Source organism: Clostridium polynesiense (genome assembly GCF_000820705.1).
Lineage (GTDB): Bacteria > Bacillota > Clostridia > Clostridiales > Clostridiaceae > Clostridium_AA > Clostridium_AA polynesiense.
The window spans coordinates 1-18,572 of the sequence record NZ_CCXI01000003.1 but is presented as its reverse complement, the minus strand read 5'-3'; the positions used below and the strand labels follow the sequence as shown (position 1 = coordinate 18,572).

17 protein-coding genes and 3 pseudogenes are annotated in these 18,572 nt (G+C 30.7%); 2 read left to right on the top strand and 18 right to left on the bottom strand.

Annotation, left to right across the window (positions count from 1 at the left end):
* Positions 1 to 58 precede the first annotated feature (58 nt).
* On the top strand, positions 59 to 979 hold the full coding sequence (locus TA89_RS00315; protein ID WP_040209912.1) for a S66 peptidase family protein: 921 nt from the start codon (positions 59 to 61) through the stop codon (positions 977 to 979).
* 43 nt (positions 980 to 1,022) lie between these two features.
* Here the strand turns inward: TA89_RS00315 and TA89_RS00310 are convergent, their stop codons facing one another.
* From TA89_RS00310 to TA89_RS00280, 9 genes and pseudogenes are all read right to left on the bottom strand, one after another.
* Positions 1,023 to 1,772, bottom strand: a complete 750-nt coding sequence (locus TA89_RS00310) for a carbohydrate deacetylase (RefSeq protein ID WP_040209910.1) — start codon at positions 1,770 to 1,772, stop codon at positions 1,023 to 1,025.
* 301 nt (positions 1,773 to 2,073) lie between these two features.
* On the bottom strand, positions 2,074 to 2,613 hold the full coding sequence (locus tag TA89_RS18710) for an MATE family efflux transporter (protein ID WP_242850040.1): 540 nt from the start codon (positions 2,611 to 2,613) through the stop codon (positions 2,074 to 2,076).
* 342 nt (positions 2,614 to 2,955) lie between these two features.
* A pseudogene (locus tag TA89_RS19335) lies at positions 2,956 to 3,341 on the bottom strand (MATE family efflux transporter); the annotation flags it as partial.
* Between the two features lie 293 nt (positions 3,342 to 3,634).
* Positions 3,635 to 5,697, bottom strand: a pseudogene (locus TA89_RS00300) (helix-turn-helix domain-containing protein).
* 1,064 nt (positions 5,698 to 6,761) lie between these two features.
* Entirely contained in the window at positions 6,762 to 6,968 is a 207-nt protein-coding gene (locus tag TA89_RS00295; RefSeq protein ID WP_040209909.1) for a hypothetical protein, read from the bottom strand.
* A 232-nt stretch (positions 6,969 to 7,200) separates the two neighbouring features.
* Positions 7,201 to 7,563, bottom strand: coding sequence for a type II toxin-antitoxin system RnlB family antitoxin (locus TA89_RS00290; RefSeq protein WP_040209908.1), 363 nt, complete (start codon positions 7,561 to 7,563; stop codon positions 7,201 to 7,203).
* Between the two features lie 24 nt (positions 7,564 to 7,587).
* The gene (locus TA89_RS18700; protein WP_423219488.1) at positions 7,588 to 8,778 is read right to left on the bottom strand and encodes a type II toxin-antitoxin system RnlA family toxin; all 1,191 of its coding nucleotides are present in this window, start codon (positions 8,776 to 8,778) and stop codon (positions 7,588 to 7,590) included.
* Positions 8,779 to 8,794: 16 nt separating this feature from the next.
* Positions 8,795 to 8,992 carry an RNase H1/viroplasmin domain-containing protein gene (locus TA89_RS18695; protein ID WP_052447242.1) on the bottom strand — a complete coding sequence of 66 codons (198 nt, stop codon included), beginning with the start codon at positions 8,990 to 8,992 and terminating at the stop codon, positions 8,795 to 8,797.
* A gap of 7 nt (positions 8,993 to 8,999) precedes the next feature.
* Complete coding sequence (locus TA89_RS00280; RefSeq protein ID WP_040209907.1) at positions 9,000 to 10,286, bottom strand: tetratricopeptide repeat protein; 1,287 nt, start codon at positions 10,284 to 10,286, stop codon at positions 9,000 to 9,002.
* A gap of 254 nt (positions 10,287 to 10,540) precedes the next feature.
* Between TA89_RS00280 and TA89_RS00275 the strand changes: the two genes are divergently transcribed.
* Positions 10,541 to 11,275, top strand: coding sequence for a hypothetical protein (locus tag TA89_RS00275; RefSeq protein WP_040209905.1), 735 nt, complete (start codon positions 10,541 to 10,543; stop codon positions 11,273 to 11,275).
* 151 nt (positions 11,276 to 11,426) lie between these two features.
* Here the strand turns inward: TA89_RS00275 and TA89_RS17530 are convergent, their stop codons facing one another.
* From TA89_RS17530 to TA89_RS18450, 9 genes and pseudogenes are all read right to left on the bottom strand, one after another.
* The gene (locus TA89_RS17530) at positions 11,427 to 12,293 is read right to left on the bottom strand and encodes an N-acetylmuramoyl-L-alanine amidase (protein WP_052447241.1); all 867 of its coding nucleotides are present in this window, start codon (positions 12,291 to 12,293) and stop codon (positions 11,427 to 11,429) included.
* 2 nt (positions 12,294 to 12,295) lie between these two features.
* Entirely contained in the window at positions 12,296 to 12,547 is a 252-nt protein-coding gene (locus TA89_RS00265; RefSeq protein ID WP_040209903.1) for a phage holin family protein, read from the bottom strand.
* A 17-nt stretch (positions 12,548 to 12,564) separates the two neighbouring features.
* The gene (locus TA89_RS00260) at positions 12,565 to 12,825 is read right to left on the bottom strand and encodes a hemolysin XhlA family protein (protein ID WP_040209902.1); all 261 of its coding nucleotides are present in this window, start codon (positions 12,823 to 12,825) and stop codon (positions 12,565 to 12,567) included.
* 50 nt (positions 12,826 to 12,875) lie between these two features.
* Entirely contained in the window at positions 12,876 to 13,076 is a 201-nt protein-coding gene (locus TA89_RS00255) for a hypothetical protein (protein WP_040209900.1), read from the bottom strand.
* On the bottom strand, positions 13,076 to 17,167 hold the full coding sequence (locus TA89_RS17525) for a tail fiber protein (protein WP_052447240.1): 4,092 nt from the start codon (positions 17,165 to 17,167) through the stop codon (positions 13,076 to 13,078). The genes TA89_RS00255 and TA89_RS17525 overlap by 1 nt, the downstream gene beginning before the upstream one ends.
* A gap of 33 nt (positions 17,168 to 17,200) precedes the next feature.
* A complete protein-coding gene (locus TA89_RS00245; protein WP_040209899.1) occupies positions 17,201 to 17,575 on the bottom strand; it encodes a DUF1617 family protein in 375 nt (124 codons plus the stop codon).
* Positions 17,562 to 17,810 carry a hypothetical protein gene (locus TA89_RS00240; RefSeq protein ID WP_040209897.1) on the bottom strand — a complete coding sequence of 83 codons (249 nt, stop codon included), beginning with the start codon at positions 17,808 to 17,810 and terminating at the stop codon, positions 17,562 to 17,564. Before TA89_RS00240 ends, TA89_RS00245 begins: the two co-directional genes overlap by 14 nt.
* Before the next feature lie 49 nt (positions 17,811 to 17,859).
* Positions 17,860 to 18,258, bottom strand: a complete 399-nt coding sequence (locus tag TA89_RS00235) for a hypothetical protein (RefSeq protein WP_040209896.1) — start codon at positions 18,256 to 18,258, stop codon at positions 17,860 to 17,862.
* A 73-nt stretch (positions 18,259 to 18,331) separates the two neighbouring features.
* Positions 18,332 to 18,572: pseudogene (locus tag TA89_RS18450) on the bottom strand (DUF6711 family protein); the annotation flags it as partial.

The window sequence follows — 18,572 nt, the reverse complement described above, 5'->3', positions numbered from 1 at the left end:
AATATAATTATTTACAGGAAGAATAACATCTATACCTATATATGTGGAGGTTAATTATATGCATATCCCCAGAAAAATAAACTTTAATTCAACAATAGGGGTTATCTCTCCTGCCTCTCATGAAAAATCTGAGATTATAGATACTAAGCTTTCAGAGTTTCAAAATCTGGGTTTTAAAATTAAAAAAGGATCACATATCTATGATAAATACGGTTATCTGGCAGGCAGTGATGAAAGCAGAGGAGAAGATTTTAATTCAGTATACAACTCTCCTGAGGTAGAAGCAGTTATTTCTTATAGAGGCGGATACGGAACTATGAGAATGATGCACCATATAAATTATAGAAATATAGTTAAAAACCCTAAAATTTTATGCGGATATAGTGATTTAACAATACTTTTAAATTATATAACCGACAAATACAGGATGATTACCTTCCATGCCCCTATGATTTCATCTGATTTCACCATTAAAGAAACCCTTGATTCCTTTACACAGGTGTTAATGCAGGGAGATAAACCTTTTACTATAATTAATCCGGAAAACATCCTTCTTGAAAGCAGCTCTGATAAGTCTTCTACGGGAAGGCTGTCCGGCGGAAATTTGTCTTTAATCTGTGCATCTTTAAGCACTCCTTATGAAATGGATTTTAAAAATAAGATTCTATTTATTGAAGAAGTGGATGAAGCTCCTTATGCTATAGACAGAATGCTTACTCAGCTTCTTTTATCCGGAAAGCTTCAGCAGTGCAAAGGATTTATACTGGGCCAGTTTACCGGATGTACCGCTGAGGATAGCAGCAGAAGCCTTTCCTTAAATGAAATTTTTCAAGAAAAATTGTTTTCTCTTAAAAAGCCTGTTCTGATTAATTTAATGAGCGGTCACGATAACCCAAAACTCACCCTTCCTCTGGGAGCAAAAGTTGAGATTGACGGTAAAAACAAAAAAATTAACATATTGGAAAAGGTAGTTCAATAACAAAACCGGTTATAGCTTTATGCTTAACCGGCTTTCTTTATTGTTATAAATTTTTAAATCCTATGAGTTCAATCCTCTGCTCTTTAATAAACGCCTTCATTTGCCTTGAGGTAAGTATATCAAGCTCCTTCTTTCTTATAGAATTATATGAGCTAATTAAGTTTAATTCTTCATCAGCATAGCCAGGATGCACCATTATTTCTACAGTATCATAAGAGGAATATTTTAATATTATCCCCTTTAATCTTTCTTCACTAACATTTTCTCCATAAAACTCCGAAGTAAAACCTGAAGTAGTCTTTATATTATTTATTTTATACATTTCTCTATATTCTTCATTTACAAATCTGAGAGGAAGACTGTACTCTTTCGACAGCTTTATTACTATTTTCATGAGCTGAGGGTAAAGTCCATAAAAATGATGATGTCCATCTATGTGAGTAGGCTGAAATCCTGAAGCAAAAAATCTTTCTATCTGAGCCTTTAACTCCATTTCTATCTCATTGAGGCTGTATTTTCCTAATTCATTATAACCTTTTTTAAATACTCCTTTATCATTTATTAATGTGATGACTTTATTTAAATGCAGAACAGGTTTCCCCCAGGTTAAATTCAAATGAATTCCTATGCCTTTAATACCTCTTCTCTTTGCTTCTTCTATGCCTTCATCAAAGCAGTTTCCGTTTACCATCGCTGTGGTTTCAGTGACTATACCCTTTTCCATGCTATCCAGTATCCCTAGGGTAACTCCTTTAGTTAACCCAAAGTCATCTGCATTTATTATTAAATTCACAAAAATTCCCCCTTATACTATTTCACTTTATTTAATAAACAAATTTTTTCTATTTTAAAAATTTATTTTATTATAACATATTTTTACAGATCACCTTTCCTACTTCCTTATATGCTTAATGATATAAAATTATTATTTAAATATAAAAATAATTAAAGGACTTACCAGATGGCAAGCCCTTTTAAAACACTTCAATATCAACTATATTTTTAAGCACTGGGAAATCTTAATGGTATGTATAGTACTTTTTAACTATACATACCTGCATACAATGATCAAATATTTTAATAAATTATCATAGCTATGCGTAATTTTTCTCTGTACTGCACTCGAAATCAATATTCCATACTCTATATAAGAAATATATAGAAGTTAAAGAGGATATAGCATCTGCTATAGGGAAGGAAACCCAAGCACCTGTTACCCCCATGTAATTCACCATAATAAGAACCACAGGAATGAATATAACTATCTGTCTGTATATTGATAAAAAGAAAGAATTCTTTGCATCTCCAATTGCCTGATAGAAATAAATAGCTATATAATAAATGCTTACTGAAGGAATTATTGATATTGCTATTCTAAAAGCTCTTACCGTTTCTTCAAGGAGAGCTTTATCCTTAAGGAAGAAACCTATAATTCCTTTTGAGAATATGATCAGAACCGCCCAGAAAATCAAAGAAATAAAGCTTACGGTTTTCATAGAAACCTTAAGAGTATTTCTCATTTCTTCATAATTTTCCGCACCATAATTATATGCTACGATAGGCTGCATAGCTGAACTGATACCTATTATAGCTATGAACATAAACATGGATACTCTGGTAATTACCCCTATCATAACCACTGCAGGGTCTCCTCCTTTACTTAATAAAAGATTATTAAGTATAACTGCCACTACAGCGTCAGATATTTCGATTACGAAGGTAGAAAATCCAATGGATAATATCAGTTTAGTTAAGCTGAAAGATATCCCTTTGTTCAATCCATTTAAAGAAAAATTTAATGAATAATAGCTTTTTACCTTCATAAAGCTTCTAAGTGCAAATAGAAAGGCTATTATTTGTGAAAACACAGTAGCCACAGCTGCTCCCGTTACTCCAAATCCCATAATGGTAACTAATACAAAGTCTACTATTATATTTGTAACAGCACCTAAGGAGTTTGAAGATAAAGTAATTTTAGTATTTCCTAAAGAAGTCATTATAGAGCACATGGTAATACCTATTCCCTGAAACAAACCTCCCAGCAGGATGATTGAAATATACTCATTTGCAAGGGGATAGGTCACTTCACTGGCACCTAAAAAATAAATAATTCTTTCTTTAAATATATAAAGTCCCGCTATTACCGAAACCAATATAATTGTAGTAAGAAATACTGAATTTATAATAGTTTTTTTAAGTTCATATAATTTTTTTCTCCAAGATTACGCGCAACAATAGTAGTTGCTCCAACCCCAACCAGCAGTGCCAATGCACTTAATAATCTTTGAATAGGAAAGGCTAAAGTCAGGGCTCCTATAGCATCAGTACCAACATATCTTCCTACAAATACAGTGTCTACCATGTTATAAAGTTCCACAACCAGCAGAGACATTATAGCAGGTACAGCAAATTTTAAAAGTATGCTTCTAGTTTTTCCAGTAGTAAAAATTTTATTATCTATGCCCATGAACTTCACCTCCTAGCTTATATTTTTCATGGTTAAACAAGTTAAGTTATTTTTACTTATATTAATATTATTTCATATTTACAGAATTACGGCATTCACTAAAGTACCTACTTAAATGTACTTTTAAGCTTTGCACTATATTTCCATAATACCCCAAATAACAAAAAACACCTCAGTTTGAGGTGTTTTCATACTTCTTTTATTAATATTAAAAGTGCTCCATGGGCTTTAAGCTCTGCTCTTATATTTAAAACTGTACTTTTCTTTGCATACTTAAAATCTATTTTAGGAAAAGAAGCCTTCAGCATTATTTCCTCTTCTTCCTTATTAAGCCTTTTAGGCATCCCCATGGATACCCAGTAATTATATGAAGATCCTATGCTTTCGTCAATTTCATAGAAGGTCATCTTAGAATTTTTCATTATGTTTACTATATTTATGGAGTATTTTTTTGCTGCAGCATTTTTAACTCCCCGTGATTTTGCAAGCTTTTCAAAGCTTATAAGTTCATCTATGTCCTCGGTAAAGCTATATAAAAGTATCTGATATTCATCTTCGCTTTTTGTTACAATATAACCGTCTTTAATATCCACTAAGGTATCACCAAGCTTATTCAATAAAAAATAGGCATAGTAAGATGGCTTTTTAATACCTTTATCATTAATCATTCCAGGATACCCAAAAAAAACTTCATTGGTTAGCTTTACCTGCCTATCTAATACATCATATACCTTTAAATAGTTAAGGTTGTTTTTATTATTTATTACAGAATGTATTATATAAGGAAGCATATAAGCAGTGTCATATATATAATTTATGCTGTGTATATTTTCAAATTCATCTTCAAGGAGCTTTAAACTATATTCATTTACCAATAGATTTTCTATGCTTTCTTTAATATTTACAGGTAACTTAGAACAAAGCTGAAAAGCATAATTTTCAAACTCAAGGTTTTCTATATCTTTAAAATAGGCTATAAAATTTCTCAAGGCCTTAATGAGCTCCTCATCCTTAAAGTTATTATCATCTATAAATATAAGAGGTATTAATGAGATGCTTTCCATGTACTCAAATATTATTTTCGCTCTGCTCCAGTTATAAAAATTACTTCCTGAAAATACTCCCATATCCACGGAGAACAAATTAATCAGTCTTCCATACTTAAAGCCCACTTCATATTGAATTTCTTCCAACATATCCTTATTATCTTCAATAAGAAGATCGAAAGCCTCTCCTAAGTTAATTATTTCTTTAAACCCTTTGTTAAAGCTTCCTCGGTCCTCTGCCATGTTTATATTAACTTTTGTTATTCTGTCTTCAAAATTATATCTATCATAATCTTCTATGTAGTATTCTACTGACTTAAGAGCCTCGACTAAAGGAAGATATACTATCTGTTTCTGATTTTCGTAGGTTTTTTCATCCACCTTATGCTTTTTTCTGAACTGAAGCGGAGTCATTTTATAATTTAATTTAAAGTGTTTATTAAAGTACCTGGTGTGAGAAAATCCCACCTCTTCAGAAATTTCCGATAGGGTCATGTCTGTATCTAAAAGCAGCTTTACAGATTCTTCAACTCTGGTAAGGTTTAATAAGTCTGTAAAGGAATGTCCTGTTGCATACTTTATTTCATGAGAAAGATAATTTGTGCTTAAAAATTCTTTCTTTGCTATATCCTGAAGAGTTATATTTCTATTATAGTTATTAAAAATATATTTAGAAATTCTATGATACCTTTCCAGCTGTTCTTCTTTTCCTTCAGTTCTTCCTGCTCATACATAAGGTAGTGAAAATTATTTATTAAATGATATAGTAACTCTATTAAAGTCTTTTCTATATATTCATCATAGTCATCATTTTTTTGAACTACTTCGCAGAGTATTATGGATAGAAAAGTTCTTAAATCTTCATACTCATCGCTAAACTGCGAGTTTTTATCATTAGAGTCAGTATAAAAAAACATATTTTTCATATCAGTGTAGTATTTTTCAAAAAAATACGGATCTACATGAAACAATAAAACTTCATTGTCCTCATCGCTATACAATCTATGAGCTTCATCTATATTTACTATTTCAACATCATTTTCCTTAAGATGCATGGTATCCGTATCTATTGTTATACTGATAGTCCCTTTTAGAACGTATATTATTTCTATAGCATTCTGCCAATGAATAGGATAGTTTTTTACCCTGCACAAAGATATATTTAACGGCATATCCGGTGAATAAGTAATGTATTCCCTCCTCAAAAAACTCCCCTCCTTGATGTTAATTATTATAACATAAGGAAATTACATCAGGTAACCCTGAATCAGATTAATTATCCTTTAATATATCTTTTAATTTATTACTTTCACTGAGTGGAATCTCATAAATGAATCCTGGACTGTTACTGTAATAATATGAAGCTTTAGTATTATCATCACCCCAAAGTATGGTAACAGCCTTATTCTCCCCAGTTTTATATACAATATTAGTTATAAGAAGCTGTCATAACTTCGATTTTTTCAATATTACTGTATCTCTGCACACCAAAAATAAAATATACAGCCGATAAGACTAATAGAACGGCTGCAGTTATAATAATTCCTCTTTTCTTCATAATCCTCTATCCCTTTAATTATAATCTTAACATTTATATTATATCTCATATTGAAATTTACTCATATAGTATTAATTGTAAATATATTCAATAATATACTATAATTATATTTATATGATGTTTTTAACTGATTTAAAAATGTACTAGTTAAATTCACAGAAAGAACTTTCTACAAGTTATTCTCTGTAGTATTTTAAAGAGGTGTTTCATGATATATTTTTTAATAGCCTTTCTATTTATACTAAGATTACTTTTGGACATGAAGAAAAAGAACTTAGTTGACAAAAAAATGTATATAATAGTTAATACTTTGCTTTTTATAGCTTTTATTATTTCTATTACTTATTTTCGTTAAAGTAATTATTAATTATATACAAGAGTAAATTTTAAAAACAAAAAAAACTTTGGAAATAACTTTTCCAAAGTTTTTAATTGGAGGTGCCACCCGGATTTGAACCGGGGAATAAAGGTGTTGCAGACCTTTGAATATTTAAATTACACGATATTTGCCATAACTAAATTTTCTTCAACTCTATATTTACCTAGGTTTTATATAAATCTATTTTAAATTTTTCCACTACGAAATACTACTTACAACTTAACTAGGACAGTTGCAGGACAGATATTCTTATTATATATAATAGGAAGCTTTTCATTTTTTGATATAAAAATATAGACTTAGGTAATCTATAATTAGACCCGGAGTTTCTTTTATTTTGCAATATTAAAACCAGTTAAAAATCCCTGTTCAATTACTTGCTCTATTATAGTATTAAAAACATCTTTAGCTTCTTCCGGCGTAATCATACCTTCTGTTTCATTAGGGTACTCAATAAAATACCTTTTAAGACTCATTTGTTCAGTTTTAAGCATTGTAACCAAGGTTAGTACTTGCTCATCTTTTATATTTATTACCATACAATCCCCTCCTATAAGTATATTATAGGCGAACAAACGTTCTTTTGTAAATAGTTTTCCAGTTTTTTAGCAAAAAAATAAAACCTGTATTTACCCAGGTTTTTTAATATATACTAATATCTTTCGCAAAATTTATCCCAGAAAATGCCTCTTGCTTTTAAAAATTTTTAATAAAATATATTCTCAATATTCATTTACATTTGCTTTTGAATTTTATTAATAATATAAACTTTTAAATAATACATCCCTCTGCAATTAATTTTTTTTGAAAACTGTTTAATATTGAATTATCAAATAATTCGTTATCGCTTTTTAATATATTTGATGCATATACTCTTAACATATTGTTTTTATCTATTTTAATATAATTAAAGGATTCTTTTATAAGAGTATCATTTTTATAGGTAAATTCTATAAATCTATCATCATTATTACCAAAATACATAAGTGCATCTATTATTATTTTTCCATCGATATTATTATTATTTAAGTCTCTCCTTAATAAATTTAAAATGCTTGTAGGAGGCACACATTTGGTAATAACTATAACAGCTGAATAATCAATATTGTTTAGTCTAAATATTTTATAATCCATTAATTGTACCCTCCTTGTAATTTTTTATTCTATTTTATAATATTCATCTATATATTGTAAAGTGTCTTTTATAAGTTTGTGAGCCGCATCTGTGCTAGTAATAATTCTAGTATCATCTATAATATCACACGGATCATTCCAATGAAATAAGGGATGTCGATTATGGAAAAAGTGATTATATAGTTTATTTACAGCTTTTATTTTTTTAGGAGAGCCTATATTTGACTCATAAATATCACAAAGTTTATATGTATTATTATTTTTTTGTTCAAACATATCAAAGCTATTAGAGTATGGTATTTTATGTTTTGATAAAATGCATTTTAATATTCCTTCTAATCCCCTTAATGCTGGGAATACTAAAAATGTATAATCAGTCATTTCCCCAAATATATTTAAATTATAAACAGATTGGTATAAAACTTTCTTTACCCTATCTGGTAATTTATTAATTGCATGGGGAATATAATTCATAAACATATTATCCAGATTATTTTTTTCTACCTGAAGTTTACAATATTCATTAAATATTTTAGGTATTTGTTCAGTATCTACAACCTCTGTTATATATGTAAGAATTTTCGTAAATAATTTTTCTGGTTTGCCTTGAATAAACAAATTTTCTTTTTCACTAAAATGTTTTATAACTAACTTTTCCTTATTTTCTCCATGTATTCTATATATTTTACCGTAAGCCTGCTCTTCACTTTTAACATCAATATTTTCTTCTTTTTTTATAACATCTAATATTATGTCAAAATCTTGTAATTTTATACCTTCAATTTTTACCCAATAGTCCCCCTTAGAAATATTACTACCCTCTTTTAGAGCTGATTTTGCTAACCTATCAGCTTTTTCATTGTACTTATCACCACTATGAGCATCTACTTTTTCAAATGAAATATTAATTTTTCCTTTATATTCATTCATAAACTCACAATATATTTTCACAATAGTATTCTTAGCTTTCCACTCACCATTGAACCATTTGCTAATCCCTTCATAATCATGCCTAATGATTATATTCTTATATCCATTTTCATATGCCCATTTAACTGATACCATAGCTCCTTGTAACTCTCCTGCCACATTTCTTAATGTTAACGCATTTAAGTCGTCTCCAAAACCTATAGGCTCACATACAATTCCATCTTTGTTTATAATAACACAGCCAAATGAATATCGTTGTATAACTTCATTATAACTTCCATCTATGTATGCAATAAGTCCATCATTCTCTAATGCTATTTTTTTTATGTAAGTTTAGTATATCTATATTTTCTAAATAAAATTTTGCTTCTTCCATACTTGTAAACGATTTATACTCAGCATTTTTAAACCCTTTAATATTAACTTCACATTCTTCCCATGTATTAAAAATACCAGTGTTAAATCCTTTTTTTACTGCATAATATTTATTCTTTCCCATAACCTTACTATTCAACTCCTAAAATAATATCTATAGCTTCTTTGCTCTTGATTCCTTTTTTATTATCGAATGAATCAACTATTGAAAACGTCACTCTCAATCCCTCATAAAAATTTTTATTGTTGTTCAAAATAGATACTTTTTTAAAAAAGTAGCTATTCCTCTCGTTTTTAATAAATCCGCTTTTTCCATTAGCAATAACTTTTACTATGGTGCCACTTTCTCTTTTTTTAGATTTAATAGTTTCTTTAATCCAATAATCACGCAAATGACTATAGCTCAAATTATTAACATTTGTAGTTACCTTCAATGAATCTATAACTCTCATTAAGTTATTACCTATGTTCCAATTTTTTTTCATCCTGATTTCCTTAGACAAAATATAATGTCTTAATGCAATATCTTTATTTTCTTGTTGTAATAATACATCACCAATTTTTTCAAATAGTACTACTTTTACATCTTTATCACCATCCATTAATGCAGCTTTATAAGCGTATACTAATCCATTATCATACATTTTTAGTGACACATACATTTCAAAAATATTGAAATATATTATCCAATGTTCTTTATCATGTAAAATGCTTTTTAAAATTTTTATAGCTTTTAATTTATCTCCTAATTCTGCAGTACTTAAAGCTTTAAATCTTCTTATCCAAATATTATAATCAAAATGAAAAGTAGCTATATTTTGCAACGCTTCATCACATTCTTTTATGCACCCGGCATAATCAGACAAAATGTAAAGAGATTTACATTTTAAATAATAATACTCTTCTCTCTTAGATGCATATTCTCTTGATTTACCTTTATTATCATTAAACTTAAATGGAGTATCAGACAACTTGTCTGGTTCAATATACTGTAACCATTCTTTTAATTTTATTGCATTAAAAGGTTTTTTATATTTTTTTAAAAATTTAAATATAATTATTTCATAGGGAGTATTTTTGTTATTATCTACAATCGATATTATAAACCTTCCTATTTTTTCCACATTTAACATTTCTTTTGTATCATTTATATCGTTCATATTTATTATATATTTTTCATAAAGACACCAAGATAATAAATCATTTACATATTTAAAACTATTATCTTTTTTATAAAAAGTTTTACACACTTTAATTGCCTTATCAAAATTTCCTAGTCCTTTTAGTGTCTTGGCATACTCCCATGATAACCATTTGTCATTTACGCTATCATTCCATAACTTAAAATATATTTTTTCAGATTCCTCATATCGCTTTTCTTCAAGGTATTTTCCAGCTAACTCCCTTTCTTTGCCCATTTTACTCCTCCATAGTATCATTGTATTCTTAGACAACATTCCATATAATAGAGGTATAAAAAAGAATACATTTTATTTTTAGAAACCGCTTCTGACTACCAATCATTCAGTGGTTTCTTTGTTTTATTATAATTTATTTCTAATATTTGGACAAGTATATAATTTTATACAATTAATCTAGCTGAAATATACTTTTCTTATCGACATATAATTCCTAATACTGTATTATAATGGATATAGGAGGGATTCAAATTATGGTAAATAAGAAATTGATTATTGTGTTAGTAGCTAGTGTAATATTAACTGGCTGTGTACCTTATGGTGGAGGCTCAAAGACCGATACAAAACTAGCAACTGAAACTAAAGTAGAAACTCCTAAGTCAGAGCTGCTTAAAGAAGAAATTAAAGAAACCCCTAAAGAAGAAGTTAAACAGGAGGTTAAGGAAGCTCCTAAGGTGGAAACCCCAAAAACAGAAATCAAGCCTGTAGAAGCTAAAAAACAGACTACAGTTGCTGCAGCTCCAAGGACAAGTACACAGAATACTACTCAGTCTGTGAATAAGGGTACTACTCCTACGGGAACTGTTCCGAATCCACCACCGCCAACAAATCCTGATCCCCCTGTACAGCAAAAGCCCTATACAGTATATGATGCTTTACTGGTAGATGAAAGCAAAGTTATTAAGCAAAGTCCTAAGTATAAGGTATCCTTATCTACTACAACTGCAACTAAGTTCGGACAAGAAATCTTCTATACTGTAGAGCATGATAAATCCACTCCTATTACTATAGGAAGTAAACAGGACTATGGTGGAAATAATATAATTGGTGGAACCTTTAATTACTATTCCGAGAATTCAAATATATATAAAAATAAAATTGTAGTACAAAAATGGGGAGATGCCACAAAGATAGATGTTTATATTTTTGTTAGAGAGCAACCTACAAGGACATTGTATGAGTATAAATTTACAGTTTCAACGCAATAAAAAATAAAGGGTAATCCGCTATGGACTACCCTCTTATTCTTGTATAAGTGTAACATCTCTAGATTTTTATAAGGAAAGACCTCTAAAGAGGATTTACTTATACAATAAATATTATACTATATCTTACATATAATTAACTACCAAAATTCTTTTACAATCCTAAGAGTTTTCTCCAGGTATTCTTTCCTAAAATACCATCCGATACTAAACCGTTAGTTTTTTGAAAATCAATAACGGCTTTCTTAGTCTTTTCCCCGAATATACCATCTGCAGAAATTCCTAATCTTTTCTGGATCCATTTAGTTATATTACCTCTTGCACCTATTCTAACTGTTGGGCAAGCTGCTAATGTTTTAGGCCCTGGAATATTATCTATAGCTAACTTACCATATCCTTGTATATTAAGCTCTTTTTGCAGTTCAACGTAGTCATAATTAGGCTTTGTTTCCTGAACAGGTGTAAATACAGGTTGTTCTTTGTAATTTCCTCCTAAAGTTTCAATACATCCCTTAGCAATAGCTATTGCTAACTCATTCCTATAAGTTTCTAGAGAGAGTTTAGATTCCTGTTCAGGATTACTCATAAATCCTAATTCTAATAATGCTGCAGGTGCTTGGGTTCTTCTGAGTACTGCAAAGTTAGCAGTTTTCACTCCTCTATTAGGTATGTCCATTACTGGTAGTAACTCTTCTAATATATTTACTGCTAAAATTTCACCCGCTCCTCCTTTTGAATAACAGTATGTTTCAAGGCCATTAACCGAAGGATCTGTAAAGCTATTAATATGAAAACTTACAAAGTACTTAGGTTTTAATGAGTTTGATATATTAGCTCTTTCGTATAACTCTAAAAACTTATCGTTTGTTCTTGTATAACCAACTGTATATCCTTGTTCTTTTACATAAGAACCCGCTTTTAAGCAAATATCTAATACAAAGTCAGCTTCATTCTTTCTAGTTGGTCCTATAGCTCCTGGGTCCTTTCCTCCATGACCAGCATCAAAAACAAAATCTAACATAATTACTCACCTTCTTTTTTTAATTGTTTGTAAAGTTGGTTTCCAAATACTGCAGCACCGGCTACAAGTATTCCCTGTATTACAGCCTCGGCATTCATACCCATTATAGCCAATGCACCCAATATCCCAAATAGCATAAGTATAAGAGGAATATACTTATCCTTAATTTCTAGATTTTTTATCACTTGTCCAATGATAATTAATACTGGAACCAAAATTAAAGCCTTTTCTATGATATAACTTGTTATTTCCATAATAAAATCTCTCCCTTTTATTTAAATATATTTTGCTGTATTGCATAAAAAAAGAAGCCTACGAAGCTTCCTACTAACAACCCTATAAACCACCTCATTGTAGTAACTAAATTAGCTATTTGCTCGCATAAATTGCCTATTCTTACCGCATTAGCTTTATCATTCTGCTCTAGTTGGTCTATTCTAGAGCTATGGTTATTTAACCTATTTTCATGGGTAGCTATTTTTTCATCTAGTCTTTTATGCCTTTCATTACATCCTTCAGAATTATACGCCACAATTCTATTCCCCCTCTCTTTAAAAATTATAAGGTACCTATTCAGGCACCTTAAACTGTTTCATTCATTCTAGTTTCTATTAGACTTCTTAAACCGGCTATCTTAGTCTTAGTATCAGCATCTATTGCAATATAGCTTTTTTTAATGTTACTAGATGTCAAATTCCCTAGAGTATCCACTTCATCATAGGTAAAAGTGACTCTTTCACCATTTCTGTCGTTTATTATTGCAAAACCTGTTAGTATTTTCATCATATCCCTCCTTCCAATAAAAATTCATCCAAATTATTCATCAAATCTTCTTCCAAAGAACTGTTAATAGAATATCCTAGTTCCTGTAAAGCTGAGCTAGGTATTACATCTTGCTGTAGATTATTATCTTTATCGTTTAACCTATCGTATTCGAAACCTTTTTGCTTAGCTTTTAATTCCCAGGTAAACTCTGTGTTGGGTTCACCTTTTACGATAAAATAATTTTTGTATCTTTCTATTTTGGTGATATTACCACTATAGCATTGAATAAACACATGGTATTTATGATCTGTATTTATAGTTTCTGAAAAAATTTTATCTATATCTATAGTACATTCTCCATCGATATTTATTATACCTTCGCCTAAATCCCCAAAGAAACTCTCCGTAGTTTCATATGCACTTAAGCACCTAGTACCATAATTTTCCGTCTGTACAGCCCTATTTTTTGAACCGCCTATAGTTAGATTTCCGACTGAATCTATATTACCGTTTCTACCATTTATTATTATTTTAGGACTAAAGCCACTTCCTACGTCAGATCCAATTCCTATACCTTGCCATGTGTCCAATCCTACATTATATGTTGCCCAGCTAGCACCATCTCCAGTGCCTTTTCTTAAACGAAACCATGCAATTCCAGTTTTACCATCATTAAGGTCTACTTTTGCACAGTTAACTCCTAGATTTCCTTGTGATACATTAGAATTGCCACCGCCTGCGATTATTCTTGTATCATAATCGTTACTAGTGCCACTACTATGGAAATCAATATATGCGTTTTTTTGTATAGCAAGATGTCCCAGTTCTATTCCCACATTTCCATATCCATCTTTACTAGCATTAAAAATAGTTTTGCCGACATCTTTAACATTTAGGTTTCCTACTGTTACGCTTAACCCAGAACCATCTATTTGCACATTATTGTTAATACCATTAAATCCTATCTGTACACTGCTCGGGTTCTGTTGAATAGTTGACTTTACTCCGTTAACATCCACTTTAGTTGCTATTTGATTTGTATGTTGAGAAATTGTACTTTCAGCAGTGTTTACCCTCCCATTCAAAGCGTTAAAATCAGTCTGGGATACCTTACTAGTTATGCTGTTATTGAGCTGAGTTATATTACTCTCTGCAGTAGATACTCTACCGGCTAAAGCAGAACCATCTGAGCCACTGTAAGCCCCTACCTCTCCAGCTGTAGAAGGAGTAGCCTTTACCCAAGCTGTACCATTATATCTTTTTAGTATATTCGGAGTAGTCGAAGTATCTAACCATAATTGGTTATTTGCAGGAGCTGTTGGAGCTGTATTTCCTTTTGTAATAGAGCTTTCTTTTCCGGATAAATCTCCCTGGTACGCTGTAGAACCTCTAACAGTGCTTACTATTGAATCTGCTGATAGTTTATGTTCTGCAACATCTACCCTACTAGTCAAAGATATAATGCTGTTGTCTGTAGAATTTTTATAAGTTTCAAATACACTACTCTCAACTTTTAGGGAAATGCTACTATTCAATTGAGTTATAGAAGATTCTGCAGTACTTATTCTTGTATGCATTACAGGCAAATTTATATCACTAGATAGAGTTGTTACCAATGTATATGCAGATAAATCTGATTTAATTGAAGCTGTCCAATTCTTTTGTATATCAGCTGGAATTATGTTATATGCTACTATCATTTTGTCTATAAATATCTTAGGATACTGCCATATATAATTCACAGGATTAATTATTAATACAACCTTATTACTAGCATTTAGAGCAACTTTAATTTCTTTTACTGGTAGTGTACCCTTATTTGTATATCCATGCTGCAAGAAGGAAATAGGATTGTTATATGCATAAAAACCGATATTAATATCAATATCATTATTTTTAGTTACATAGTTGTATCCTTTTAAGCCTATTGAACACATCAAACCACTCATAGGGATATTGGTTTCTATCACTAATGAGCCTGTTACATTAGCAGTGTTTTGAGTAAATCCAAAAACATTATTATATATTTTAAAGTTTGCTCCATAATCTTTTAAATCTGCATAATCCTTAGCAGATTGTATTCCTGCTTCATACGTTGCTGTAGAAACCTTTAATTGAATCTCTCCCTGCAGTACACTAATATCAGATGTAGCTTTATTCAGAGAAGTATTTATACTGCTTATGCTGCCATCTATACTACTCATTTTAGTATTGTATGTCTGGCTATCCACCTTGAGTTTTATTGCACCATCCATACTAGTTATAGAAGATGAATGGCTGCTAATTGTTTCTCCCTGAGAATTTACGGTGTTTTTGAGAGTAGAGAAACTTACGTCCAAGGTTGTGTTATCCACAAATATTTTACTACCCTGGATTGTTGTAATACCATTATTTATCCTAACTACAGTTTTTACTATGTCTATTTTTGCTGGATCCAGTGAATCATTATCTATCTTATTGTACCCATCAGTGAATCCTGCCTTTGTAAGTCCATCCTGTGTTAATAATACTGTTGTTCCATCAGCTCCTCTAAGAGTTAAAGCAGAATTATTTAAATCATCTATTCCAAGCATTATTCTCTCGTAAAGCTGTCCACTCTTATTATCAAATATCTGAAGCTTATTACCTTTTATCTGTAGCCTTCCATTAGGACCTGATATCGTTACTAATGCAGTATCCACTGTACCTGATTTTAATTTACCAGCACTTAAAGAACTTATCTGTGCATCTCCTATGGCTCCATTAGCGATTATTCCAGAGCCTGCAGTAATCGTACCTGCTTTAATATGCTCTGTAGTTATATTACCAGCCAATATATGCTCTATAGAAGCTGTCTTGCCCTCTAACGTTGTAATTTTAGCATTGGCAGCATTAAGTTGTGTAATAGTAGCACTGGTAGAAAAAAGGCTGTCTATCCTTGCCTTTTCTGCATTCAATTCAGTAATCGTTGCTCTAGTAGCTTCCAGGTTACTTATCTTAGCATTTACAGCTGTAAGGTCTGTAGTATATAGATTATCTATCCTAGCATTGACAGCAGTTAAGTCCTGAATAGTGGCTTTTTCAGCTAAAAGAACCTTTATGTTAGCTTGCTCTGTTACAAGTCTATCAACTTTATTCTTAATACTACCCCCTGAATTAAATTCCTGAGCCTGTTCTGTCTTTCCTACTGCAGAAGCTGAAGATTTTAACCCTCCCCTATAAGTAAGCTTTTGTTTCATAAGAAGAGTATTATAAGTATTACCTTTGATATCAGTAATTGCTATTTTATCTCCGGCCATAAGAGCCGGATTACCTTGCCAGTCCATACTGTAAGGCATATAACTTAATGTTTTAAGAGTATTATAAATGCTGTTAAGCTGAGCCTGAGTCATTATAGGATTTTCAAACTTCACTTCATTCCCTGATGCACCCACAGATAAAATATTTTCTCCTACCTGACAAGCTAACCTACCTATAGTAAATGCCTTTTCTGCAGTATTAAGATTAAAATAATTGTCTCCAGTAACTTCTAAATTACTAGCAGCATAGCTTATTATTACCAACTTTCCAACACGATTAAACCTTGCAAAACCACCTAAAAAAGAAGCTATAAAACTAATAGCTTCCCTGTAGGTATATCCTTCTATTTTATTTACTACTGTATTTGGAAGAGTAGTTTCTAGCTGAACTCCAGCCTTACTGCAAATTTCCTGTGCGACACTGTTTATACTTGCCGGATATGCTAGGTTGGAGAAATATGCTTTTTCAAGTTTAATCATATTATCAAAGCAAGTGAGCTTCACAGTACCCTTTTCCTTTGTAATCTCATCTACTGTAAAAATACCTAAAGGAACTTCCTCATAAGTCGTACCTACTAATAACCTTATCTTTGGTGTTACTACAGCACCTTCTAATATTAATGTGTTTGGAACATCAAGTAGAGTTATTTCAAATTTAGAAGCAGCTACAGATCCTAACATAATACTATCAGATGGATTAACATTTTCTTCTAAAGACCATTCTACTATTTTACTGTCTCCAAATATTATATCTCTTACTGTAACTGAAGTTTGAAACTGCCTATTAGCAGTCTTAATAGCATTTAAGAATCCTTGTGTTACGTTATACATATCTTACCTCCTTCCTTAGAATAGGAATAAGGCTTATCCCTCTATCATGTATTCAATCAGTATTAAATCAGCCGGTGACATAGTGTAACCTTCTAGGGAGGATATAGGAAACTTATGTATCTCTATATCATTTTCTATGGCCAACAGTTCTCTTATATCTTTACTCCAACCTTCAGGATCTTTAAAAATAATTTGACCACCTTCGTCAGCTTTAACCTGACCTTCTTCATCTTTATCTGCATATTTCTCGATAAGCTTAGTTCTCTCTTTTTCATATACTCTTATTTCTGATTCTATTTTAGAGATGTTTTTTGCAAGTGCATAGGAAGCTCTTATAGGAAGCTCCTTATTAGCAATGTTTTTTAAAGTTGAGTAATCACTTATTAATCTTTCATTACTTATTAACACTGTTTTTACCTCCTAGGATTTCATCTTCAATTTTATACACTTGTGCTTCAAAGTCCTTTATGTCAGATCTGCACTCTTTCAAGTTTCTAGAATAAATCTCTTGATTCATTACACTTTTATTAACATTGGCAGGCTGATTACCTTCTGTAGTTATATTTGCGGTCATGTAAACTACCTGTTGCCCATCTATGACACTCTGCCCCGTAATTTGAATGCTTTTTGTTAAATTTAACATTTATATCATCCTTTCTATTTTTCAATAAAAAAAAGAGCATATTAGCTCTCTAAACCTTAAAATAAACCTTATAATATTGATGTTTTTTTAATAAACCCTTGGTATTTCCTATTATCAATTTTTCTAATATCATCCTTTTCTTTTTTGTTTTTTCATATATTACCTCAGAACTACACTTTTTTATTTCTTTTAAAATCAACATATGAGTGTTAGTGTTATAGATTTTACCTTTATCTAATTTTCTAAAAAATATTTTACAATCACTTTTGAAAGCCTCAATTTTATTACTTTTATAATATCTTATCAAAGTAACTAAGGAAATAATTGTATAAATAGTGTTGCTTTTTCTCCTTATAGCTATTACTCCCACTCTATTATAATATAACATTACTTTTAATAGATGAATTGTTATAAACCAGGATAATAATAAAATCAATAAACTTGTCATAACTATAGCCTCCTTAATATTTGTATTCCATAATAAATTATCGAAGCTATATTGTTAAAATAAACCACCTTAGCTATTTCTCAACAAAATTCATACTCAAACCTTCCCAGAGAATTTTCCCGGTTACTTTATTGTAATTTAGTGCCGGAGTACTTCTATCCCCTACATAAAAAGTTTTTGTTATAAATAATCCCTCCATTGGATCCGGATATTCCACATTAAAATAAACATCTTTAACCGCTTTTAGAAGAACTGATATCTCAGCCATATCTAGCGGTGCCCATTCACACTGAAGTTTTCTTTTAACTGCTATC

Coding starts and splice junctions, on each gene's coding strand:
- TA89_RS00315 (WP_040209912.1), top strand. CDS start 59: ATGCATATCCCCAGAAAAATAAACTTTAATTCAACAATAGGGGTTATC.
- TA89_RS18710 (WP_242850040.1), bottom strand. CDS start 2,613: ATGATAGGGGTAATTACCAGAGTATCCATGTTTATGTTCATAGCTATA.
- TA89_RS00295 (WP_040209909.1), bottom strand. CDS start 6,968: ATGGTAATAAATATAAAAGATGAGCAAGTACTAACCTTGGTTACAATG.
- TA89_RS00290 (WP_040209908.1), bottom strand. CDS start 7,563: ATGGATTATAAAATATTTAGACTAAACAATATTGATTATTCAGCTGTT.
- TA89_RS18695 (WP_052447242.1), bottom strand. CDS start 8,992: ATGGGAAAGAATAAATATTATGCAGTAAAAAAAGGATTTAACACTGGT.
- TA89_RS00280 (WP_040209907.1), bottom strand. CDS start 10,286: ATGGGCAAAGAAAGGGAGTTAGCTGGAAAATACCTTGAAGAAAAGCGA.
- TA89_RS00275 (WP_040209905.1), top strand. CDS start 10,541: ATGGTAAATAAGAAATTGATTATTGTGTTAGTAGCTAGTGTAATATTA.
- TA89_RS17530 (WP_052447241.1), bottom strand. CDS start 12,293: ATGTTAGATTTTGTTTTTGATGCTGGTCATGGAGGAAAGGACCCAGGA.
- TA89_RS00265 (WP_040209903.1), bottom strand. CDS start 12,547: ATGGAAATAACAAGTTATATCATAGAAAAGGCTTTAATTTTGGTTCCA.
- TA89_RS00255 (WP_040209900.1), bottom strand. CDS start 13,076: ATGAAAATACTAACAGGTTTTGCAATAATAAACGACAGAAATGGTGAA.
- TA89_RS17525 (WP_052447240.1), bottom strand. CDS start 17,167: ATGTATAACGTAACACAAGGATTCTTAAATGCTATTAAGACTGCTAAT.
- TA89_RS00240 (WP_040209897.1), bottom strand. CDS start 17,810: ATGTTAAATTTAACAAAAAGCATTCAAATTACGGGGCAGAGTGTCATA.
- TA89_RS00235 (WP_040209896.1), bottom strand. CDS start 18,258: ATGACAAGTTTATTGATTTTATTATTATCCTGGTTTATAACAATTCAT.